Annotated in this window: 20 protein-coding genes; 15 read left to right on the top strand and 5 right to left on the bottom strand. The window is 73.1% G+C overall.

Features of this window, described 5'->3' with window-relative positions:
* Window positions 1–4: 4 nt before the first annotated feature.
* On the bottom strand, window positions 5–1,174 hold the full coding sequence (locus tag ABII15_RS32975; RefSeq protein ID WP_353945938.1) for a CaiB/BaiF CoA-transferase family protein: 1,170 nt from the start codon (window positions 1,172–1,174) through the stop codon (window positions 5–7).
* Window positions 1,175–1,343: 169 nt separating this feature from the next.
* Here ABII15_RS32975 and ABII15_RS32970 point away from each other — a divergent pair, with 169 nt between their 5' ends.
* Window positions 1,344–2,543 (top strand): saccharopine dehydrogenase NADP-binding domain-containing protein, encoded by a 1,200-nt coding sequence (locus ABII15_RS32970; protein ID WP_353945937.1) that lies wholly within the window; start codon window positions 1,344–1,346, stop codon window positions 2,541–2,543.
* 50 nt (window positions 2,544–2,593) lie between these two features.
* Here the strand turns inward: ABII15_RS32970 and ABII15_RS32965 are convergent, their stop codons facing one another.
* Window positions 2,594–3,280 (bottom strand): endonuclease V, encoded by a 687-nt coding sequence (locus ABII15_RS32965; protein WP_353945936.1) that lies wholly within the window; start codon window positions 3,278–3,280, stop codon window positions 2,594–2,596.
* A gap of 48 nt (window positions 3,281–3,328) precedes the next feature.
* On the opposite strand from ABII15_RS32965, the gene ABII15_RS32960 reads away from it, so the two are divergent.
* Complete coding sequence (locus ABII15_RS32960; protein WP_353945935.1) at window positions 3,329–3,766, top strand: GNAT family N-acetyltransferase; 438 nt, start codon at window positions 3,329–3,331, stop codon at window positions 3,764–3,766.
* A 185-nt stretch (window positions 3,767–3,951) separates the two neighbouring features.
* On the top strand, window positions 3,952–4,722 hold the full coding sequence (locus ABII15_RS32955) for a transposase family protein (RefSeq protein WP_353944294.1): 771 nt from the start codon (window positions 3,952–3,954) through the stop codon (window positions 4,720–4,722).
* Window positions 4,723–4,812: 90 nt separating this feature from the next.
* Here ABII15_RS32955 and ABII15_RS32950 read toward each other — a convergent pair whose 3' ends face one another.
* Window positions 4,813–5,352 carry an MSMEG_1061 family FMN-dependent PPOX-type flavoprotein gene (locus ABII15_RS32950; RefSeq protein WP_353945934.1) on the bottom strand — a complete coding sequence of 180 codons (540 nt, stop codon included), beginning with the start codon at window positions 5,350–5,352 and terminating at the stop codon, window positions 4,813–4,815.
* Between the two features lie 314 nt (window positions 5,353–5,666).
* Between ABII15_RS32950 and ABII15_RS32945 the strand changes: the two genes are divergently transcribed.
* From ABII15_RS32945 to ABII15_RS32935, 3 genes are read left to right on the top strand one after another with little or no spacing between them, the layout of a single operon-like run.
* Window positions 5,667–6,605, top strand: coding sequence for an ABC transporter ATP-binding protein (locus ABII15_RS32945; RefSeq protein WP_353945933.1), 939 nt, complete (start codon window positions 5,667–5,669; stop codon window positions 6,603–6,605).
* Window positions 6,602–7,960: an ABC transporter permease gene (locus ABII15_RS32940; RefSeq protein ID WP_353945932.1), complete on the top strand. Its 1,359-nt coding sequence runs from the start codon at window positions 6,602–6,604 to the stop codon at window positions 7,958–7,960. The genes ABII15_RS32945 and ABII15_RS32940 overlap by 4 nt, the downstream gene beginning before the upstream one ends.
* Window positions 7,961–7,987: 27 nt before the next feature.
* Window positions 7,988–10,741: an alkaline phosphatase family protein gene (locus ABII15_RS32935; protein WP_353945931.1), complete on the top strand. Its 2,754-nt coding sequence runs from the start codon at window positions 7,988–7,990 to the stop codon at window positions 10,739–10,741.
* 66 nt (window positions 10,742–10,807) lie between these two features.
* Here ABII15_RS32935 and ABII15_RS32930 read toward each other — a convergent pair whose 3' ends face one another.
* Window positions 10,808–11,890, bottom strand: a complete 1,083-nt coding sequence (locus tag ABII15_RS32930; RefSeq protein ID WP_353945930.1) for an oxidoreductase — start codon at window positions 11,888–11,890, stop codon at window positions 10,808–10,810.
* A gap of 237 nt (window positions 11,891–12,127) precedes the next feature.
* Between ABII15_RS32930 and ABII15_RS32925 the strand changes: the two genes are divergently transcribed.
* From ABII15_RS32925 to ABII15_RS32900, 6 genes are all read left to right on the top strand, one after another.
* Window positions 12,128–12,544, top strand: a complete 417-nt coding sequence (locus tag ABII15_RS32925) for an SsgA family sporulation/cell division regulator (protein ID WP_353945929.1) — start codon at window positions 12,128–12,130, stop codon at window positions 12,542–12,544.
* A 116-nt stretch (window positions 12,545–12,660) separates the two neighbouring features.
* Window positions 12,661–13,587 (top strand): DUF4129 domain-containing protein, encoded by a 927-nt coding sequence (locus ABII15_RS32920; RefSeq protein ID WP_353945928.1) that lies wholly within the window; start codon window positions 12,661–12,663, stop codon window positions 13,585–13,587.
* Window positions 13,584–14,231, top strand: a complete 648-nt coding sequence (locus ABII15_RS32915) for a hypothetical protein (protein ID WP_353945927.1) — start codon at window positions 13,584–13,586, stop codon at window positions 14,229–14,231. The genes ABII15_RS32920 and ABII15_RS32915 overlap by 4 nt, the downstream gene beginning before the upstream one ends.
* Window positions 14,228–15,199: a MoxR family ATPase gene (locus tag ABII15_RS32910; RefSeq protein WP_353945926.1), complete on the top strand. Its 972-nt coding sequence runs from the start codon at window positions 14,228–14,230 to the stop codon at window positions 15,197–15,199. The genes ABII15_RS32915 and ABII15_RS32910 overlap by 4 nt, the downstream gene beginning before the upstream one ends.
* Complete coding sequence (locus ABII15_RS32905) at window positions 15,196–16,551, top strand: DUF58 domain-containing protein (protein ID WP_353945925.1); 1,356 nt, start codon at window positions 15,196–15,198, stop codon at window positions 16,549–16,551. Before ABII15_RS32910 ends, ABII15_RS32905 begins: the two co-directional genes overlap by 4 nt.
* Window positions 16,548–17,117 carry a hypothetical protein gene (locus ABII15_RS32900; protein WP_353945924.1) on the top strand — a complete coding sequence of 190 codons (570 nt, stop codon included), beginning with the start codon at window positions 16,548–16,550 and terminating at the stop codon, window positions 17,115–17,117. The genes ABII15_RS32905 and ABII15_RS32900 overlap by 4 nt, the downstream gene beginning before the upstream one ends.
* A 10-nt stretch (window positions 17,118–17,127) precedes the next feature.
* On the opposite strand, the gene ABII15_RS32895 is transcribed toward ABII15_RS32900, so the two are convergent.
* Complete coding sequence (locus tag ABII15_RS32895) at window positions 17,128–17,790, bottom strand: GPP34 family phosphoprotein (protein ID WP_353945923.1); 663 nt, start codon at window positions 17,788–17,790, stop codon at window positions 17,128–17,130.
* 278 nt (window positions 17,791–18,068) lie between these two features.
* Here ABII15_RS32895 and ABII15_RS32890 point away from each other — a divergent pair, with 278 nt between their 5' ends.
* From ABII15_RS32890 to ABII15_RS32880, 3 genes are all read left to right on the top strand, one after another.
* Window positions 18,069–19,688: an ABC-F family ATP-binding cassette domain-containing protein gene (locus tag ABII15_RS32890; RefSeq protein ID WP_353945922.1), complete on the top strand. Its 1,620-nt coding sequence runs from the start codon at window positions 18,069–18,071 to the stop codon at window positions 19,686–19,688.
* A 131-nt stretch (window positions 19,689–19,819) separates the two neighbouring features.
* Entirely contained in the window at window positions 19,820–20,596 is a 777-nt protein-coding gene (gene ddaH / locus ABII15_RS32885) for a dimethylargininase (protein WP_353945921.1), read from the top strand.
* A gap of 95 nt (window positions 20,597–20,691) precedes the next feature.
* The gene (locus ABII15_RS32880; RefSeq protein ID WP_353945920.1) at window positions 20,692–21,669 is read left to right on the top strand and encodes an acyl-ACP desaturase; all 978 of its coding nucleotides are present in this window, start codon (window positions 20,692–20,694) and stop codon (window positions 21,667–21,669) included.
* The last annotated feature ends 80 nt before the right edge of the window (window positions 21,670–21,749 follow it).

The following is a 21,749-nucleotide window of genomic DNA, read 5'->3' as shown; positions in this document are numbered from 1 at the left end:
GCGATCAACTGCCTTTCTTCGGGGGGTCGGTGGGCTCGTCGGTCAGGGCCGGTACGTCCCAGTCGCGCGCCACGGCCGCGGTGTCGGCGCCGGGCCGGGCGGGCCCCGAGCGGACGGAGGTGGGGGTGCGCGTGAAGCGGGGGGCGGGTGCGGGCTGGGTGATGCCGCCGTGGTCGACGAAGGTGCCGCGGGCGGCGAGATGCGGATGGCCGGGCGCCTCGCGCAGCGACAGGACGGGGGCGACGCAGGCGTCCGAGCCCTCGAAGACGGCCGTCCACTCCTGCCTCGTACGCTCCTTGAAGCGTGCGGCGACGGCCTCGCGCAGGGCGCCCCAGCGGGCCAGGTCCTTGCGTGCGGGGGCGGTGTCCGCGAGGCCGAGCAGTGCGGTGAACTCGTCGTAGAACTGCTGCTCGAGGGCGCCGACCGCCATGTACTGGCCGTCGGCCGTCTCGTACGTGCCGTAGAACGGGCAGCCGCCGTCCAGCAGGTTGGCTCCGCGCCGGTCCTGCCAGCCGCCCGCCGCGAGCATGCCGTGGATCATCGAGGTGAGGTGGGCGGTGCCGTCGACGATGGCGGCGTCGACGACCTGGCCGGCGCCGGTGGCGCGGGCGTGGTGCAGGGCGGCGAGGATGCCGACGACGAGGTAGAGGGAGCCGCCCGCGTAGTCCCCCACGAGGTTGGCGGGGACGGTCGGCGGCTCGTCGGGGCGGCCGATCATGCCGAGGGTGCCGGTCGGCGCGATGTAGGCGATGTCGTGTCCGGCGCGCTGCGCGAGGGGCCCGTCCTGGCCCCAGCCGGTCATCCGGCCGTAGACCAGCCTCGGGTTCCGGGCGTGGCAGTCGGCGGGGCCGACGCCGAGCCGCTCGGCGACGCCCGGCCGGTAGCCCTCGATCAGGATGTCCGCGCGGTCGACGAGTCCGAGCACGCGCTCGACGCCGCCCTCGGCCTTCAGGTCGACGAGCACGGAGCGCTTGTTGCGGTTGGTGATGTCGAACTCGGGGTTGATCCCGAGCCCGCTTCCGCCCGGCCGGTCGACCCGTACGACATCGGCGCCGAGGTCGGCGAGGACCATCGCGGCGAACGGCCCGGGGCCGATCCCGGCGAGCTCGACCACGCGCACCCCGGCGAGCGGGCCGCCGTGCTCCTCGCGGGTCTCCGTGCCTGCCTCTGTCATCCGGCCACGCCCCCAGCCCGCCTGTGACACAACTGATGTAACACCAACGATGCTATGAATGCGGCCCGGTCAGCACAAGCCCTTGACGAGCAAGCGCTTAGCCAATTTCCGGGTCGTCACGCTAGCCTCGGCCACCGGCAACGGCCCGGGACGCACGATGAGGGGTGTCATGAACGAGCGCGGGAAGCCCGACAGGACGGACAGGGCGTACGACGTGGTGCTCTTCGGGGCGACGGGGTTCGTGGGGGTGCTCACGGCCGAGTACCTCGCGGCCCACGCGCCGGACGGGCTGCGCTGGGCGATCGCCGGCCGGGACACCGCGAAGCTGGAGCGGCTGCGCGAGCGGCTCACCGGGATCGACCCGGAGTGCGCGGTGCTCCCGCTGGAGCGCGCGGACGTCGCCGATCCGGCGAGCCTGCGCGAACTGGCCGCCCGCGCGCGTGTGGTGATCTCCACGGTCGGCCCCTACCTGGAGTACGGGGAGGGCATCGTCGCGGCGTGCGCCGACAGCGGCACGGACTACGTGGACCTGACGGGCGAGCCGGAGTTCGTGGACCTGATGTACGTGCGCCACGACGCCCGCGCGCGTGAGACGGGCGCCCGCCTGGTGCACGCCTGCGGTTTCGACTCCGTGCCGCACGACCTGGGCGCCTACTTCACCGTGCGGCAGCTGCCGGAAGGGGTGCCGCTGCGGGTCGACGGGTTCGTGCGGACGAACGCCCGGTTCTCCGGCGGTACGTTCGCGTCCGCGCTGAACCAGTTCGCGCGCGGGCGTCAGATGGTCGCGGCCCAGCGCGACCGGCGGCGCCACCAGCCGCGCCTGGTGGGCCGGACCGCGTACGCGCCGACGTCCGCGCCTCGGTACGCCAAGGAGGTCGGGGCGTGGGCGCTGCCGCTGCCCACGATCGACCCGCAGGTGGTGCAGCGCTCCGCGCGGGCGCTGGAGCGCTACGGCCCCGACTTCCGCTACCGGCACTACGCGGCGGTGAAGTCGCTGCCGGTCGCGGTCGGTGGCGTCGCCGCCGCGGGCGCCCTGTTCGCGGCGGCCCAGGTGGCGCCCGCGCGGCGCTGGCTCGGCGGGCGGCTGCGGCCCGGGGACGGCCCCGACGCCGAGCGCCGGGCCAAGAGCTGGTTCTCGGTGCGGTTCGTGGGCGAGGGCGGCGGGCGCCGGGTGTTCACCGAGGTGTCCGGCGGCGACCCGGGCTACGGGGAGACGGCGAAGATGCTGGCCGAGTCCGCGCTGTCGCTCGCACTGGACGACCTGCCGGAGAGCGCCGGGCAGGTCACCACGGCGGTGGCGATGGGGGACGCGTTGACCGGCCGGTTGCGGAAGGCCGGGATCACGTTCCGGGTGGCGGCCGAGCGCTGAGGAACCGGGGCGCGGGCCGTCGCGGCCGGCAGCGCGGTTCCCCGCGCCCCCTACAAGGCCGCCAGGGCGTCCCGGCACAGACGGTCCGCGCGGCGAGTCGTCTCCGGCTGCCGGTACGCCGGGGTGAGGGACAACGCGTGCGCGCACGCGTTGTCCAGTGACACCCGGTGGCCCACCGAGACGTACACGGGCTTGACGCGCGCGCGGGTGCGCACGGCCCGGCCGACCTCCTCGGTGCCGTCGAGGAGCGGCGCCGTGCTCCCCCGCTCCGGCCCCAACTCGCCCTCCGCGAACAGGAACGGGTTCTTGGCCACGCCCATGGTGGGCAGTCCGGTGAGCACGCCCAGATGGCTGGCGAGACCGAAGCGGCGCGGGTGGGCGACGCCGTAGCCGTCGCAGACCACCAGGCCGGGGTCGGTGCGCAGCGCCTCCAGGGCGCCGAGGACCGCGGGGATCTCCCGGAACGCCAACAGGCCGGGGACGTAGGGGAAGGCGACCCGCCCGACGGCCGTGGCCTCCTCGACGACGTCGAGCGTGGCCGGGTCCAGGACGACCGCGGCCGCGGCGACGACATCGCGCTCGTCGTCGTAGGCGACGTCGATTCCCGTGACCGGGCCCGCGCCGGGCGGCGGGCCCGTCTCGTCCAGGACGACGCGGTCGCGCAGCGCGTCCTGCACCGCCCGCGCCGCCGTCTCGTCGGCCGGCCAGCCCGCCGGGATCCCCGTGATCGTCGCCATGCGGCAACCCTAGACGCAGGCCGTGCGCGACCCTGTAGCATGTAAGGCATGAACGACATTACTGACCCTTACACGATCGAGCCGGGTGTGCCCTCGGTCGAGGTGTTCCGACGGCTGCGCACGGACGCGGGACTCTCCGACCGGAGTCCGCGAGCAGCGGCGCTCGCGTTGCCGAACACCTGGTTCGGCGTGCTGCTGCGGCACCGCGGCGAGCCGATCGGGATGGGCCGGATCATCGGGGACGGCGGCACGGCGTTCCAGATCGTCGACATCTGCGTGCACCCCGACCACCAGGGCCGGGGCCTGGGCCGGCGGATCATGGCGGCGCTTACCGAGGAGCTGGAGCGCCGGGCGCCCTCGTCCGCGTACGTGTCGCTGATCGCGGACGGGCCCGCGAAGTTCCTCTACGAGAAGTTCGGCTTCACGGAGACGTCCGCGTCCGGCTCGGTGGGCATGGCCCGGGTCATGGCGGGACCCGTCTCCTAAAGGGTGTTGCACAAGGCGCGGACGATCTCCAGATCCGCTCTGCGGGCCCCGGCCAGGCCGGTGGAAGACGGTGCACAAGCGGGCAGTCGATCATGCCTGTGGTGGCCGAATTCAGGCGTGATCGCGGTTGTGCAACACCCTTTAAAGGGTGTTGCACAAGGCCGTGATCTGGGCATCTCCGGTGTATGGCTGGGGTGTTGAGGGCTGAACGTGTGTGGGTGGAGACGTTCACGGGGCTGTCGTTGGAGAAGTTCGGGCGGCTGCTGAAGACGGTCCGGGACCGGGGCGGCAACGGCACCCTGCGGGGCCGGCCGTGGAGCCTGCCGCTGGCCGAACGGGTCCTGGTGGTGGCCGTGTACTACCGCACGAACCTGACCATGCGGCAGCTCGGCCCGCTGTTCGGCGTCTCCTCCTCGACGGTGTGCCGGGTCATCCAGAAGCTGGGCCCGCTGCTCGCGCTGGAGCCGGTGGCCCGTCCGGCCGACGCGGCGGACCGGCTGTGGATCGTGGACGGCACCCTGATCCCGGTCCGGGACCGCCACGTCGGCACCTCCAGCCGCAACTACCGGTTCTCGGCGAACGTGCAGGTCATCGTCGATGCCGATACCCGCCTGGTGATCGCAGCGGCCCGGCCGGTGCCGGGCACCACCGCGGACGCGCACGCCTGGCGCGCCTCCGGCCTGGCCGCGCGCTGCCGGGGCGTGACGGTCCTCGGCGACGGCGCCTACCTGAACTGCGGCATGGTCACCCCGCACCGCAAACGCCCCCGACGCGAGCTGCTGCCGGGCGAAGAGGACGACAACGCCGCCCACCGCAAGGTCCGCGCCCGGGTCGAGCACGTGATCGGCCGGATGAAGAACTACAAGATCCTCCGCGACTGCCGGCAGCACGGCGACGGCCTCCACCACGCCGTCCAGGCCGTCGCCCAGATGCACAACCTCGCCCTCGCATCATGACCAGAAAACCGTCTCCACCGGCTCTGACCTGCCAGAACGCAGCCTTGTGCAACAACCTTTAAAGGGCGTTGCACAAGGCGCGGACAAGGCCTAGTCCCAGATGCCCGGCTCCCAGATGCCGGAGCGGCGCAGCGACTGGGGGCAGTGCAGGTAGATCTCGTCGATGTCCAGGAGCAGGGCCAGCCGCGGCCGTTGGCCCTTGATCTCCATGAGGTCGAAGAAGGGCGCGTCGGTGAGGATGCGGGCGCGGCCGTTGACCCGCAGGACGTCCTTGGCGCCGGGTATGAGGAAGAGCAGGCCCGCGTGCGGGTTCTCCAGGATGTTGTGGAAGCTGTCGCCCCGACGGTTGCCGGGGCGGTCCGGCAGGGCGAGCGTGCCGTCGTCGACGATGTGCGCGAAGCCGGGGCCGTCGCCACGCGGCGAGACGTCGCAGCCGCCGCGGGCGTCGGAGGTGGCGAGCAGGCAGAACGGGGAGCGGGCGATCAGCTCGCGGTCCTGCGCGTCGAGCCGGTCGTGCACCTTGTCGATCACGATGGGGTGCGGCTCGCCGAGGATCTCGCGCAGCTGGGCCGGGTCGCGCAGTTCCACCTGGCCGGTGACCGGTGCGCGGGTTTCGGTGGCGTACGGCAAGCCGTCTCCTGAGGTCGTGCGGGTGGTGTCCGGAGGACGGGTCCTACACCCACCCCTTCGGACATTAGGTTAGCCTGACCTTACCTTCCGGATGTTGTCGCTCCGGATGGCCGCCGGGCTTCGTCCCGCGCCCCTCAACCGGGAGCGTCTGGACGCCCGGGCCGGCCGTGAAGGTGGTCGCGCGTCCGGTTCTCGCCCTCGCGCGGTACTTGGGACTCCGATTGCCTTGCGTTCCCGGCTCGTTCAACTCACGGTTCCTGCGGCCGACTTATGCGGTCCCTATGGTCCTTGAGGCTTTCGAGGGAAGGTGACTCATGGACGGACCGCACGCCGTACGGGCACGCGGCATCACCCGCAGTTTCGGCGAGGTCGTCGCGCTGGACGGCATCGACCTGGAGATCCCGCCGGGACGCATCCACGGTCTGGCCGGACCGAACGGGGCGGGCAAGACGACGCTCCTCGGTCTGCTGCTCGGCCTCGCCGTCGCGGACGACGGGACCCTGGAGATCCTCGGGAGGCCCGTCGGCCGGGGGCTCGGCGCGCCCGACGGCGTCGCCGGATTCGTGGACGGTCCGGGGCTGTACCCCTCGCTGACCGCGCGGCAGAACCTCGCCGCGCTCGCCGCGCTGCACGGCCGTGACGCCCGCACGCCCGCGATCGCCGACGCGCTCGACCAGGTCGGCCTGACCGACGTCGCCGACGACCGCACCCGGGGTTTCTCCCTCGGCATGCGCCAGCGTCTCGGTCTCGCCGCGGCCCTGCTGAGCGAGCCCCGCCTGCTGGTCCTCGACGAACCCGCCAACGGGCTCGACCCGGCCGGCGCCCGCCATGTGCACGGGGTCCTGACCCGGCTGGCCGCGGCCGGCACCACCGTGGTGCTGTCCAGCCACCGGATGGACGACCTGGAGGCGCTGTGCTCCGAGGTCACCATCCTCGCGACCGGACGGGTCGTCTTCTCCGGCCCCCTGGGCGAACTGGCCGATGAGAGCCGCGAACTCGACTACCGCCTGCGCACCTCCGACCCCGAGGCGGCCCGCCGGGTGACGGCCGACACGGTGGGTATCACCATCGTGCGGACCGCCGACGGGGGCCACGACCCGTCCGTGCTCGTCGTACGGGCGCTGGTGCCCGCGCTCGACGACCTGGTGACGCGGCTGGTGAAGGCGGGCGTCGCACTGCGCGAACTGGCGCCCGTCGTCTCGCCGTTGGAGGCCGCGTTCCTGGCACTGACCCAGCAGGGAGATGAGCGGTGACGGCGGCGACCCCGGCCCAGGACAACGTTGCCGCGCCCCGGCGGGTGCCGGTGCGGCGCGGCTACCGATTCGAGGTCGTCAAGCTCGTCTCGCAGTGGCGGATCCGGCTCCTCGTGCTGGTGTGCTGGGTGGCGCCCGCGCTGTTCGTCGCGGCGGTGAGCCGGCAGAGCTCGCTGCCCGTCGACACCCTGTTCGGACGCTGGATGCACGCCACGGGGTGGGCGGGGCCGCTCGTCATGCTCGGGTTCGCGGGCAGCTGGGCGCTGCCGCTCGTGACCTCGATGGTCGCCGGGGACGTGTTCGCGGCGGAGGACCGGCTCGGGACCTGGCGGCATCTGCTCGTGGCCGTGCGCTCGCCGCGGCGGATCTTCGTCGCCAAGGCGCTGGCCAGCCTCACCGTCATCCTCGTCCTGGTGGCGGGGCTCGTCGTGTCGAGCACGGCCGGTGGTCTCCTGACCGTCGGGAACCATCCGCTGGTCGGCCTCGACGGGCACGTCCTGACGGCGTCGGACGCCTCCGGCAAGGTGCTGCTCGCCTGGGTCTGCGTGCTCGCCCCGACCCTCGCCCTGTCCGCGATCGGGCTGCTCGGGTCCGTCGCGCTCGGCAGGTCGCCGATGGGCCTGCTGCTGCCCGCGCTCGTGGCGCTGGCGATGCAGCTCGCCCAGATGCTGCCGCTGCCCGTCGCCGTACGCCTCGCGCTGCCCGGCTACGCGTTCATCTCCTGGAACGGTCTGTTCACCGGCCCCCAGCAGCTGGAGCCGCTGCTCATCGGCATCGTGGTGTCCCTGGTGTGGGCGCTGGCCGCGACCGGGCTCGCGTATCTGCTGTTCGTACGGCGCGACTTCACCAACCTCACCGCCGACGGCGCGGGGCGCCGCGCCCTGACCGTGGGCGCCCTGCCGCTGCTCGGCCTCGGTGTCGCGACGGTCGCCCTGATCACCGCCGCCACCCCGGCGAGCGGTTCGGGGATCACGCAGGACAAGGTGCAGCGCTCGGTCGCCACCGCGTTCGCGCATCTGTACGTCGTGCAGACCGCGGAGCTGAACCGGCCCGCCGTCACCGAGGCCCAGCTGCGGACCACATCGGCGTGCGACAAGGGCAGCGTCCGCGTCGACGCCGAGGGCCCCGGCAACGACTGGCGCTGCGTCGTCTCCTGGCACCTGCCCGGCATCGCCGCCACCGGACAGGCGATCTACCAGCTGGACGTCACCGCGGACGGGCGGTTCGTGGCCGACGGCGACGGACCGAAGGAAGTCAACGGCTACTTCCTGCTGCACACCCCGACCGGCGACGGACCCAATCCGCTGTGGCAGTTCGACGCCAACGTCCAGCTGCTGAAGGCCAGTTCGAAGTGAAGTCGTGTTGATGAAGGGATGAACCCCATGCAGGTAACACGCCGCCGCAGGCGTGCCGGGAGAGGCCTTGCCGGTCTCCTCGCAAGACGCGTCGGGCGCCGCAGGCCCGTGGTCGTCACCGCCGTCACGGCGCTCGCCGTGACGGCCGCCGGTGCCGCTTTCGCGTCGACGGACCAGTTCGGCCACGACCAGGTGGGCCAGGTCACCCGGAACGGCCAGGTCATCTCAAGCGACCAGTACATCGCCCCGTACGGCGACCGGCTCGTCCTGAACAGCGGCAAGATCATGTCGTCGTCGGTCAGTCCCGACGGCACGCATCTCGCCGCGGCCGTCACCGACGGCGGGTCCGCGCTGTCGATCGTGGACCTGAAGAACTGGAAGGAGCAGCAGCTCGTCGGCACGGCCGCGACGTCGAACCCGCGGATCGCGAGCAACAGCGTCGGCCAGGAAGGCCCGACGTACTCGCCCGACGGCAAGCAGCTGTGGCTCGGCCAGACCGACGGCTACACCCGGTTCACGGTGAACGACGACGGCAGCGTCGGCAGCCCGACGACCGTCGCCGTCCCCGCGGACGGCGCCAAGCACGCGCTCGTGGGCGAGCCCGTGTTCTCCGCGGACGGCTCGACCGTGTACGCGGCCGTCAACGGGCAGAACCGGGTCATCGCCCTGGACGCGGCGACCGGCGCGATCAAGCAGAGCTGGGCCGTCGGCAACGCGCCGCGCGACATGGTCCAGGTCGGCGACAAGCTCTACGTCAGCAACGAGGGCGGCCGCCCGGCGCGGCCCGGCGACACCACGATCAACTCGTACGACACGCAGGTCCCGGCCGACCCGAGGACCGCGGCCACCACGACCGGCACGGTCAGCGTCATCGACCTGGCGAAGCCGGACGCCGCGCCGTCGAGCATCACCGTCGGTCTGCACCCGACGGCGCTGTACGCCAAGAAGGGCGCGCTGTTCGTCACCAACACCGCCACGAACGACGTGTCGGTCATCGACACCGCGAAGGGCAAGGTCGTCCAGACCATCTCGACCAAGCCGTGGCCCGAGGCCTCGGTGGGCTACGAGCCCGACGCGGTGACGCTCACCGGCGACGGCCGGCTCCTGGTGACGCTCGGCCGCGCGAACGCCGTCGCTGTCTACCGCTACATCTCCCCGCAGGAGCCGGTGAGTTACATCGGTCTGCTGCCGACGGACTACTTCCCCTCGGAGATCGCGACGGCCGGCGATCAGGTCGTCGTCTCCAACACCCGTGGCATCGACGCCCGCAGGCCGACCACGAAGGCCGGACACGCCACGCACGACACGACGGCCAGCGTGCAGCACTTCACGCTGCCGAGCGACCGCGTGATCAGGTCGCAGACGTCGAAGGTGTTCCGGCAGAACGGCTGGACCCACGGCGCCGTCGAGAAGGCGAACAGCAGGCACCGCACCAAGGCGGTGCCGGTCCCCCAGCGGATCGGCGACCCGTCGACGATCAAGCACGTGTTCCTGATCGTCAAGGAGAACCGGACCTACGACCAGCTCTACGGTGACATGCCGGAGGGCAACGGCGATCCGGCGCTCACCGAGTTCGGCGAGAACGTGACGCCCAACCAGCACGCCCTGGCCCGGCAGTTCGGCCTGTACGACAACACGTACGACATCGGCACGAACTCGGCCGAGGGCCACAACTGGCTGATGCAGGCGGACGATCCGGAGTACACCGAGTCCTCGGCCGGTGAGTACGCGCGCAGTTACGACACCGAGGACGACGCGCTCGGCCACCAGCGGTCCGGGTTCCTGTGGACCGGTGCGCAGGACGCGGGCAGGTCCGTCCGGGACTTCGGCGAGTTCCAGCAGTTCCTCACCAAGCCGGCCGACGCGAGCTGGCAGAACCTGTACTGCGACGCGAAGAACATGCGCTCCACCGGGCAGGACACCGCCTACGACCTGGTGTCGTCGTCGCCGATCCCGTCGCTCAACTCCGTCTCGGTGCCCGGCTTCGCGAAGTTCGACACCAGCGTGCCCGACGTCTACCGGGCCGAGATCTGGAAGCAGGACTTCGAGAAGAACGGTCCGTCGAACCTGAACATGTTCTGGCTCTCCAGCGACCACACCGGCGGTCCGGCGAGCTCGCCCGCGCAGGTCGCGGACAACGACCTCGCCACCGGCCGGATCGTGGACACGATCTCGCACTCCAAGTACTGGAAGGACTCCGCGATCTTCGTGGTCGAGGACGACTCCCAGGCCGGTCTCGACCACGTCGACGGCCACCGCGCGCCGATCCAGATCATCAGCCCCTGGGCGCGGCACGCCACCGTCGACAGCCACTACTACTCGCAGATCACGATGATCCGCACCATCGAGCAGATCCTCGGGATCCACCCGATGAACCAGAAGGACAGTGCGGCGACGCCGATGACGGCGGCCTTCACGAAGAAGCCGGACTACACGCCCTTCACCGCGGTGCCCAACCGCACCGCGCTCACCGACGGCCTCAAGACCCCGCCGCCGTGCGGCGTGGACACTCCGGCGGCCCAGGACCCGAACGCGGCGGCCGTGCCGTCGACCAAGGTCCCGGCGGCGCGCAGCGGTCTCGCGGCCGAGTGGGCCGCCTGGAAGTCGAAGCAGCGCCTGACCGGCCCGCACGCCGTGCCGGACTACGCCAACCCCGCGCAGATGAACCACTTCACGTGGTACGAGACGCACGGGTGGAAGACGCCGTATCCGGGCGAGAAGGAGATCTACGCGCCCAAGGATGTGCCGGGCGCCTTCATTCCGTCGACCGACACCGACTGACGGACCACCGGGCGGGGGCCCCGGCCGTGTGCGCGTGCACGTCGGCCAGGGCCCCTGCCGTCCGTCTCAGCGGGCCAGGCGCGCCGCACGCCCCTTCTCGCCCGAGGCCCAACAGGTCCCGTCCGGCGTGCAGTTGACGGTGTCGTACGAGCCGGTGTCGACCGTGCGCCAGGTGCGGCCGCCGTCCGTGGTGAGGTCGGTGCCCGTCGGGCCGACCGCGAGGGCGGCACTGCGGCTGTGCGGGAGCCAGGCGACACCGGAGCGGTAGGCGGGCGGCCCGGCGGCGGCCGGGGCCCAGGTGCGTCCCGCGTCGCCGGTGACCGCGGCGGCGCGCGGCGAGGGCTGGTCGGCGCGGTAGTCGCCGCCGACGGCGATGCCGTGCGTCCGGTCGCGGAAGGCGAGGCCGAAGACGCCGCGGGCCGGATCGCCCGCCGGGACCGTCGTGGCGCTCGCCGTCCAGGTGCGGCCGCGGTCGGCGGAGTGCAGCACGCGGGCGCTCGCGCCGCCGCCGGTCGCCAGCCAGACGTCCTTCGGGCCCGAGGTCACCAGGCACTGCCCGGACGCGGCGAAGCCCGCCTCGCCGGACTGCGCGGGCGGCATCCCGGCGCTCGGCAGCACCGACCAGGACCGGCCACCGTCGCGCGTCGACAGGATGCGGAACCGGCCGTCGACCGGATCGCTCATCGCGAGCCCGTGCCGGGGGTCGAAGAACGCCACGCAGTCGTAGAACGCCTTCGGATCGGTGTTGCGGAACGACTCCGTCCAGGTCGCGCCGCCGTCGTCCGTGCGGAGGATCCGGGAGGCGTCGCCCTCGCCGATCGCCAGGACGACCGCGCGGCGCGCGTCGAACGCCTCGATGTCGCGCAGCTCCAGACCGGCCGCCGCCGGCGGCGACACGTCATGCCAGTGCCTGCCCCCGTCGGAGGTGCGCAGCACGATGCCGCTGGTCCCGGCCAGCCAGGCGGCCGACCGGTCGACCGCGGCCAGGCCACGGAACCGTACGTCCGTGCGGCCGGTGTCCGTAGGGTGCCAGGCCGGCCCACCGGCGAACCGGCCGTCGGACCGATCGGCGGCCGGGGGCACGGTGGCGCCCGCCGGTCCCGTTCCCCAGGCGAGGGCGCCGAGCAGCGCCGTCACCACCAGGCCCACGGTGCGCGATGTCCTCCGGCGCCTCGATGTTCGCGGTCTCCCCATGGCGCGCGAAGGTAGTCCACCGGCACAGCCGCGTCCAGAGCATCTCGAGCGATCTTGAATGAAACCGGTGACAGAGGTCACTTGTATTTCGTCCGACATCAGATGCACGGATTCGCTCGTTCCGCCGTCTATTCAAGAGAGGCCCCCAGAGCGTCCGTCGCTCTCCGTCCAGTCGTCGCAAGGGAGCAGGCGTTGTCCACCGTCATCGAGCAAGCCGTAGAGGCCCGTCTCGTCGCTGCCGCGCCGCGCATGGCGAGCATCCCCGCGACCCTTCGGTACGACACGCACGACCCGTTCGCCGTCCGCATGTCGTTCCCCGCCGCCGCCACCCTGGAGGGCGTCGACGTGTGCTGGACGTTCGCCCGCGAGTTGCTGACCGGTGGCCTGACCGAGTCGGTCGGCGCCGGGGACGTGCGGGTGCGGCCGTACGGTTACGACCGTACGGTCCTGGAGTTCCACGCCGTGGAGGGCACCGCGGTCGTGCATGTCCGCTCGGACGACGTGCGGCAGTTCCTGACGGGCACGACGCGACTGGTGCCGACCGGCGACGAGGGCCGGCACGTCGACGTGGACGGATATCTCGCGGAGCTGTTGCGGGACGCGTGCTGATCCTCTCCGGGCCGCCGCACGGCCCGGGGACGAATTCCCCGTGTGACCCGGGAGACGGCTGACATCGCTGTCGCCGCGTGTGAGGATGCGTGGACCGGCATGCGGGGGGAGGCGCGGTGCGCGTAGGCCGAGACGTTCGCCGGGCGGGTCCCGGCCCGGTGGTCGCCGTGGCCGTCGTCGCCGTACTGGCCGCCGCCGCTCTGCTGCTGCGCCCGGCCGCGTCGCTCCTGAGCCCGGGTGCGGGCCCGCTCGGCGGCTCCTCCTTCCTCGTGGTCGGTCTCGCCCTTGTCTGGACGGCGGTCTGGCTGGTCGTGGTCCGGCGGCTGCGCCCCCGGATCCGCGGCGACCGCGGCGCGCTTCCGCCGCACGAGGACCGGCTGCGCCAGATCGCCCTGCCGCTGCTGCTCGTGGGGCCGGTCGCGCTCGGGGTGCTCGCCCTGGTCCTGCACCGGTTTCCCCCGAGCGCCTCGGACGCTCCGGACGCCGGGCCGACGGCGCTGCCGAGCCCGTCCCTGCCCACCGCGTCGCCGCCCGTCGCGGGCTCGGGCGACGGATCCGGCCTGTCGCTGTCGCTCGTCGCCGCGGGGCTCGCCGCGGCGCTGCTGGCGGCCGTCGTCGTGGTCCTGGTGATCCGGCTGCGTCGGCACGGTCTGTCGCTGCCGGGGCCGCCCGCGCGGCCCGTCGCCGCCGAGGACACCGAGCGGGAGCTGCTGCTGTCCGTGGTCGGCGAGGGCCGCCGCGCGCTGGCCGACGGCACCGACGCGCGGGCCGCCGTCATCGCCTGCTACGCCGCGATGGAGGAGGCCCTCGCCGCGTCCGGGGTACCGCGGCACGCCGCCGACAGCCCGGCCGATCTGCTCACCCGGGCGTCCCGCGCGGGCCTGGCGGCGGGCCCGGCCGCGCCCCGGCTGACCGCGCTGTTCCGGGAGGCGCGCTACTCCTCGCACCCCATGGGCGACTCCCGGCGGGTGGCCGCCGCCGAGGCGCTGGAGGAGATAGCCGGTCTGCTTCGGGAGCGGCACGGGCGGGAGAGCGCCCGATGACGGCGCCCGAGCCGGCCGGGGTGCGGCGCGGCCGTCGCCCGCTGAGCGTCCCGCGCCTGCTGCTCCTGTCGGCCGCGCTCGCGCTCACCGCGGTCGTGCTGGTCCTGCTCGTCGACGGCTGGGTCGCCGCCGGGGCCACGGCCGCCGCGCTCGCCGCGGGCGCGCTGCTCTGCGCCCGGTACGTCGCGGGCGCCGACGCGCTGGACTCCGGGCGGCGGGGCGAGGTGCGGCTGCTGCGGACGCGGGCCCCCGGCATGGGCGAGTGGCACCGCAACGTACGGATCTCCCTGGGGCCCGACGGCGCCCTGGGCTACCGCGCCGTCCTGCGGCCCGAACTGCGCCGGCTCTTCGCCGCCGCGCTCGCCGAGCACCACCACGTCTCCCTCGACCGGCAGCCCGATCGGGCGGCCGAGTTGATCGGTCCCGAGCTGTGGCGCTGGCTGGGTCCCGAGCCGCCCGCGACGGGGCCCGACGGCGCGATCCCGGCCGAGGTCCTGGGCCGGCTCGTCGACCGCCTCGAAGCACTCGGCACGCCCCGTACGCGTCCCGGACCGCACCTGCCAAGTCCGCACCTGCCGAAGGAAGAAGCGCCGTGCCAAGCCCCTCCGAGCCGCCCGCCCCGTCCGCGCCGCATGCCCCCATGAGTCCCCGGGAGGCCGGCGAGCGGGCCGGTGCCGTGCTGCGCGAGGTCGGGCGTGCCGTCGTGGGCAAGTCCGACGCCCTCGAACTGGTCATGCTCGGTGTCCTCGCCCGCGGCCACGTCCTGATCGAGGATCTGCCGGGGCTCGGCAAGACCCTGCTGGCGCGGTCGTTCGCGACGGCGCTCGGCCTGGACTTCCGCCGCATCCAGTTCACGCCCGACCTGCTGCCGTCCGACGTGACGGGCGCGTCCCTGTACGACCAGCGCGGCGGCGCGATGGTCTTCCACCCGGGGCCCGTCTTCACGCATCTGCTGCTCGCCGACGAGATCAACCGGACACCACCGAAGACCCAGGCGGCCCTCTTGGAGGCGATGGCCGAGTCGCAGGTGACGGTGGACGGGGCGACGCGTGCGCTGCCCGATCCGTTCCTGGTGATCGCGACCGCCAACCCGGTGGAGTACGAGGGCACGTACTCCCTGCCGGAGGCACAGCTGGACCGCTTCCAACTCCGCGTGCGCATGGGCTACTTGTCGTCGGGCGAGGAGCTGACGATGCTGCGCGCCCGCGTCGACCGGGCCGCGCCCGAGGCGGTCGTCGACACCCTCGCGAGCCCGGCGGAGGTGGTGGCCTGGCGGGACGCCGTGGAGCGGGTCGAGATCGACGACGACCTCCTCGGTTACGCGGTCGCGCTGGTGAACGCCACCCGCGGCCATCCGCAGATCAGCATCGGCGCCTCACCGCGCGGCGGGCTCGCCCTGGTGCAGCTGGCCCGCGCCCGCGCGGTCCTCGAAGGGCGCGACTTCGTGGTCCCGGAGGACCTGAAGCTCCTCGCCGTGCCCGCGCTCGCCCACCGGGTGTCGCTGCGGCCGGAGTTGTGGGTGCGCGAGGTGTCCACCGACGCGGTCGTGCGCGAGATCGCCGGCACGGTGCCGACCCCGGCGACGCGCCGCACGGAGCCGGTCCGCTCATGACCGCTCCCCGGATACCGGACGGCGGCCGACCGAGCGCCGCGGTGCTGCGCGCACTGGAGGGCCGGACCGCCCCGGGACAGGCGCCGCCGCCCCCGCCGCCGGGGCCGCGCCCCGGCGAGCGGACGCTGCGGCTGCTGACGGTGGCCGCGGTGGCGCTCGCCGCGGCGCTGCTCACCGGCCGGGCGTGGTCGGCGGCGCTCGCCGCAGGCCCGCTGGTGCTGCTCGCTCTGTCGCTGCCGCGCGCGTACCCGCGGCGCGTCGAGGCGACGGCGGACGTCACGCCCCGGCGCTGCTTCGAGGGCGACACGGTCACCCTGCGCATCGACGTCGCCCACGACGGCGGCGAGGTCCGGCTCGACCCGGGCGTCACGCTCGGCCCCGGCGTCCGGCTCGACGAGGTGTCCGTCGGCCCGTCCTCGCTCACGCTGCGGCTCACGGCGCTGGAGTGGGGCCGCTGGTCGCTGGGCCCGGTCGATCTCGACGTGTACGACGCCGGGGGCACCGCCCGCCGCAGTGTGCGGGTGGCGGCGGCCGAGGTGGCGGTGTTCCCGTACGCCGGACAGTCGCGGTTCACGCCCGTCCCGGTACGGCTGCCGCAGCGGCTGGGCGAGCACACGGCCGCGCAGTACGGCGAGGGCGTCGAACTGCTCGGCGTACGGCAGTGGGAGCCCGGCGAGCGGCAGCGGCGCATCCACTGGCCGTCGACGACACGGCGCGGCACGGTGCAGCTGCACCGGTTCGCCGCCGAGCGGGCCGCGGACACGGTGATGCTGATCGACGCGTTCGGCGACGTGGTGGACCCGGCGACGGGCCTCTCCTCGCTGGACGAGACGGTGCGCGCCGCGGCCGGCCTCGCCCGCGCCTATCTGCGCACCCACGACCGGGTCGGTGTCGTCTCCGTCGGCGGTGCGACGCGCTGGCTCGAGCCGCGGTCCGGGAACCAGGGCGACGCCGCGTTCTACCGCATCGTCGAGAGCGTCCTCGACGTCCGCAAGGACCGCGGCCTCGACTCCCCCGGGCTGCACCGGGTGCCGGCGCCCGCGCTGCCCGAGGGAGCGCTCGTGTACGTCTTCACGCCGCTGAGCGACGCCCGGATCCTCAAGGTGCTGCGCGATCTCCAGGCGCGGGCCAGGCGGCCGGTCGTCGTGGAGATCCCGAGCGGCGACCCCGAGGTCGAACCGGGCGACGTGGCCGCCGAGTTGGGGCTGCGGCTGTGGCACGCGGACCGGGCCGCGATGCGGTTCGCGCTGCGCGACAGCGGGGTGCCCGTGCTGCGGCACACGGCGGGCCAGCCGCTGGACCTGGCGCTCGCGCCGCTGCTGTCCGGCCGGGTGGGAGGCCGACCGCGATGAGCGTGCCCTGGGGAGCGTACGCCGCCCACGCCGTCCGTACGCTGCCGGCGCGGGTGCTCGGCGCGGGCCTGCTCGTGGCCGCGTACCGGCCGTGGGCCGCGGGGCACGGAGGCGTCGGCCTGTTCCTGTTCTGCGGCGCGCTGGTCGTCGGCCTGTGGGCGGCGCCGGGTCTCGATCTGCGTCCGACGCTGCACTCGTTCCGCTGGTGGCACCGGCTCGCGCGGCACCGGACGACCGCGCTCGCCTGCGCGGCCGTGCTGTTCGCCGCGCTCGGCGATCCGCCGCCGTGGCAGGCGGCCTGCACGGCGGTGCTCCTGGTCGGCTATCTCGCGGCGAGCGACTCCTGGTCGACCGGGCTCACCGCCACCCGGCCCGCGCGGCGCACCTGGGGCGAGGCGCTGGCGGCCTGCGCGGCGTCGGTGGCCGTGGTCGGCGCCGCCGCGGTGGACGTGCCGGGGTCCGGGGCGGGGCGCCCGCTGGCGGCGCTGGCGCTCGCGGCGGGCGGAGCGGGGATCGTGCTGCTGGTCCGTGGGCGGCTGCGCGGCGCCGCCCCGCGCCGGGGCTGAGCCGCCCGCGTCAGCCGCCGCCCCCGTCCGCCGCCCGGGCGGCCTCGGCGGACTTCACCGCCGCTTCCAGGGCGCGGCGGATCTCCGGCACGGCGGGGCCCGCGTGTGCGGCGAGGGCGGTGAGCCGGTCGGCGTGGCGGCGGCGCTCGCGGGCGGAGAGCAGGCCCCGGAAGTGGCCCGCGGCGGCGAGCACGAGCAGGGCCGCCTGGTCGGGGTGGACGGCTTCGGGCGCGGCGGGGCCGGTCAGGGCGGTCCTGGCCTGCATGCGCAGTGCCTCCACGTACCCGGCGCGGCGCAGCGTGTACCGGGTGCCGGGGAACAGGCCGAGGACGCGGTGCCGTTCGGCCGCCAGATAGCCGTCCGCCACCAGTCGGCGGCGGACCGTGTCGCGGGTGACGCGGGCCTTGTGCGTGATCGTGCGGCGCCAGGAGCGCGGTCTCGACTCGGTGATCAGTTCGAGGAGCTGGTCGAGGACGGGGTCGTCGGCGCGGGCGTCGGGCACCGGGGTGACGACCCCGTCGATCTCGTGGACGAGGCCGCGGGCGGCGAGTTCGGCGAGGGCTCCGGCGCGGACGGCGAGGGCCAGGTCGGGGGCGCCGGACACCCGGTCCTTGCCGGTGTCGTACGCCAGGAGGAGAAGGCGGGCGGGGAGTGCGGGAGAGCCTTTGGGCACCTCCTCACGATAATTCTTTGACAGCCCTCCGACAGCTCCTTACGTTGGGTGTCGGTTCTGTTGCCGTCGAAACGGAGAAGGACGTTGCTCTTCTGAGGTCTTGAGACACCGCGCGTGTTCCGCAGCTCTGTGCGCTGCGTGATTCCGGCGTTGTGTGAGACCTCGGCCCATGAGCCGTCCTCCCCTCGGTGCAGGCCCTTTTTTGTTGCCTGTGTCCCGCGGTGTCTCGAACGTGTCGCATCCCGTCACCGTTCGCACCGAGCAACCGCGAGGCCCGCATGTCACATCCCCAGAGCCACCCCGGCTCCCCCACGACGTCCGTCGCCGTCACCGGCCTCGACTACGCCTGGCCGGACGGCACCGGCGTCTTCGACGGTCTCCAGGTCGCCTTCGGCCCGGGCCGCACCGGCCTGATCGGGACCAACGGGTCGGGAAAATCGACCCTGTTGAAGCTGATCGCCGGTGAGCTGCGTCCGGCCGACGGCACCGTGCGGGTGGCCGGCGAGGTCGGCCATCTGCCGCAGAACGTCACGCTCGACACCGCGCTGCGCGTCGACGAGGTCCTCGGCATCGCGGCCGCCCGCGCCGCGCTGCACGCCATCGAGTCGGGCGACGTGTCCGATGAGCACTTCGCCGCGGTCGGCGACGACTGGGACGTCGAGGAGCGGACCCTGGCCACGCTCGCCCAACTGGGCCTGGACCACATCGATCTGGACCGCACGGCCGGGGAGGTGTCGGGCGGCGAATCGGTGCTGCTGCGCCTCGCGGCCCTGCTGCTGCGCCGCCCCGACGTCCTGCTGCTCGACGAGCCGACCAACAATCTGGACCTGTACGCGCGACAACGGCTGTACGCGGCCGTGGAGAGCTGGTCGGGGGTGCTGATCGTGGTCAGCCACGACCGTGAACTCCTCGACCGGGTCGACCAGATCGCCGATCTGCGCGGCGGCGAGGTCACCCGGTACGGCGGCAACTTCTCCGCGTACGAGCAGGCACTCGCCGTCGAGCAGGAGGCGGCGGAGCGGCTGGTCCGGGTCGCCGAGTCCGACCTGAAGAAGCAGAAGCGCGAACTGACCGACGCCCACGTGAAGTTGGCCCGGCGCAGGCGCTACGCCCAGAAGATGTACGACACCAAGCGGGAGCCGCGGGCGGTGATGAAGCTGCGCAGCCGGTCGGCCCAGGTCTCCGCCGGCAAGCACCGCATCATGCACGAGGAGAAGCTGGCGGAGGCGAAGGAACGGCTGGACGAGGCCGTGGAGGCGGTGCGCGACGACGACGAGATCCGGATCGACCTGCCGTTCACGGCGGTGCCGCCGGGACGCTCCGTGCTCACCCTGCGCTCGCCGGTCCTGGCCCACGGGGCGCGGGTGCGCGGCGAGTTCGAGCTGCGCGGTCCGGAGCGGGTGGCTCTCGTGGGCCGTAACGGTGCGGGCAAGACGACGTTGCTGCGGACGATCGCCGGAGAGCTGGCGCCGGTCGGGGGTGAGGTGATCGCGCATGTGCCGCTGCGGTTCCTGCCGCAGCGTCTCGACGTGCTGGACGACGGGGCGACCGTCGCCGAGAACGTGGCGCGGTTCGCGCCGGATGCGACCGTCAACCGGGTCCGGGCCCGGCTGGCCCGCTTCCTGTTCAAGGGGGCGAGGGCCGACCAGCCGGCGGCGATGCTGTCGGGCGGCGAACGCTTCCGCGCGACCCTGGCCGCGCTGATGCTCGCCGAGCCTGCGCCGCAGCTGCTGATGCTCGACGAGCCGACGAACAATCTGGACATGGCGAGCGTGCGGCAGCTGACCTCGGCGCTGGAGTCGTACGAAGGGGCGCTGATCGTGGCCAGCCACGACCTGCCGTTCCTGGAGTCGATCGGGGTGACCCGGTGGCTGGAGCTGGGCGGTGGGGCCGGGTGAGAACGAGTGAGAAGGAGGTGACAGCCGCGTAACGGGGGATTCCGCCGCGCCTGTCCGGCTGTGCATGATGTGCCCGCCGCCGTCCCCCTCATGTGCGGCACCGCATCCGCCGTGACCCGTGGAGAACACCCGTGCCCAGCAAGAAGGCCCTCGTCCGCCGGCCAGGCCCGCGACTGGCGGAGGGGCTCGTCACCCATGTCGCGCGCACTCCCGTCGACCCGGGGAAGGCGCGCGAGCAGTGGCAGGAGTACGTGTCGGTGCTGGAGGGGCACGGCTGGGAGACGGTCCTGGTCGAGCCGGCCGACGACTGCCCGGACGCGGTGTTCGTGGAGGACACGGTGGTCGTCTTCCGCAACGTCGCGCTGATCGCGCGCTCCGGGGCCGGGTCGCGCCGCGCGGAGACGTCGGGGGTCGAGCAGACCGTGGCGCGCCTGGGCTGCTCGGTCAACTGGGTGTGGGAACCGGGCACCCTCGACGGCGGCGACGTACTGAAGGTGGGCGACACCGTCTACGTGGGCCGTGGCGGACGCACGAACGCCGCGGGGGTACAGCAACTGCGCGCCGCCTTCGAACCGCTCGGGGCGCGTGTGGTGGCGGTCCCCGTCAGCAAGGTGCCGCACCTGAAGTCGGCGGTCACCGCGTTGCCCGACGGCACGGTGATCGGCCACGAGCCGCTGGTGGATCACGCCTCGCTCTTCCCGCGCTTCCTGCCCGTGCCGGAGGAATCGGGCGCCCATGTCGTGCTGCTGGGCGGAAACCGCCTGCTCATGGCGGCGAGCGCGCCCAGGTCGGCGGAGCTGCTCGCGGACCTGGGCCATGAGCCCGTTCTGGTGGACATTTCGGAGTTCGAGAAGCTCGAAGGCTGTGTGACGTGCCTCTCAGTGCGGCTTCGCGACCTCTACGCGTAACCACAGCTCCTTATGGAGCGCTTAACCTACGGCAACGTAACCTACGACACCGTAGGTAGATCCGCTCGCTGTACCTCCGTCCCCCAGGAGCCCCCGTGACCGTCATCTCTCCCCGCCTCGGCTCGTCGACCACATGGACCGACGCCCGCCTTCTGTACGCGCTGGAGGAAGTGGTCGAGAAGGAGCTGAACCGCCATCTGAAGGTCGCCAAGGACTGGATGCCGCACGAGTACGTGCCCTGGTCCGACGCCCGGAACTTCCCCGGCCTCTTCGAGGACGGCGAGGCCTGGCGGAAGGACCAGTCGAAGGTGACCGAGGTCGGCCGCACCGCGCTGATCGTCAATCTGCTGACCGAGGACAACCTCCCCAGCTACCACCACGAGATCGCGACCCTCTTCGGCCGCAACGGCGCGTGGGGCACCTGGGTGCACCGCTGGACCGCCGAGGAGGGCCGGCACGGCATCGTGATGCGCGACTACCTGCTCGCGTCGCGCGCCGTCGACCCGGACCAGCTGGAAGCCTTCCGCATGTCGCACATGAGCGAGGGCTACGAGTCGGACAACAACCACTCGATGCTGCACTCGATCGCGTACGTCGCGTTCCAGGAGCTGGCGACCCGCATCTCGCACCGCAACACCGGCCACCAGTCCGGCGACCCGGTATGCGACCGCATGCTGGCGCGCATCGCCACCGACGAGAACCTGCACATGGTGTTCTACCGGAACCTGCTGAAGTCCGCGTTCGAGCTGGCGCCCGACCTGACGATGCAGGCCGTGCGCGACGTGGTCGTCAACTTCCGGATGCCCGGACACGGGATCCCCGGCTTCGAGCGGGCGGCCGCCCAGATGGCGATCGGCGAGGTCTACAACCTGCGGATCCACCACGACGACGTGATCCAGCCCGTGCTGCGCTTCCTGAAGATCATGGAGATCGGCGGCCTCGGCCCGGAGGGCCTCAAGGCTCAGGAGGAGCTCGGCCTGTTCATGAACGGCCTGGACTCCGAGGCGTCCAAGTTCGACGAGAAGCTGGCCGCCCGCAAGGCCCGCATGGCAGCCCGGGCCGCCGCCGTCTAGCACCCGACCAGCCACCAGAAAGCCGCGGACGCGACTGCTCACCGACCGAGCAGCCGCGTCCGCGGCTTTCGTCGTGCTTC

Source organism: Streptomyces sp. HUAS MG91, assembly GCF_040529335.1.
GTDB lineage: Bacteria > Actinomycetota > Actinomycetes > Streptomycetales > Streptomycetaceae > Streptomyces > Streptomyces tabacisoli.
This window is presented reverse-complemented; position numbering and strand designations above follow the sequence as displayed.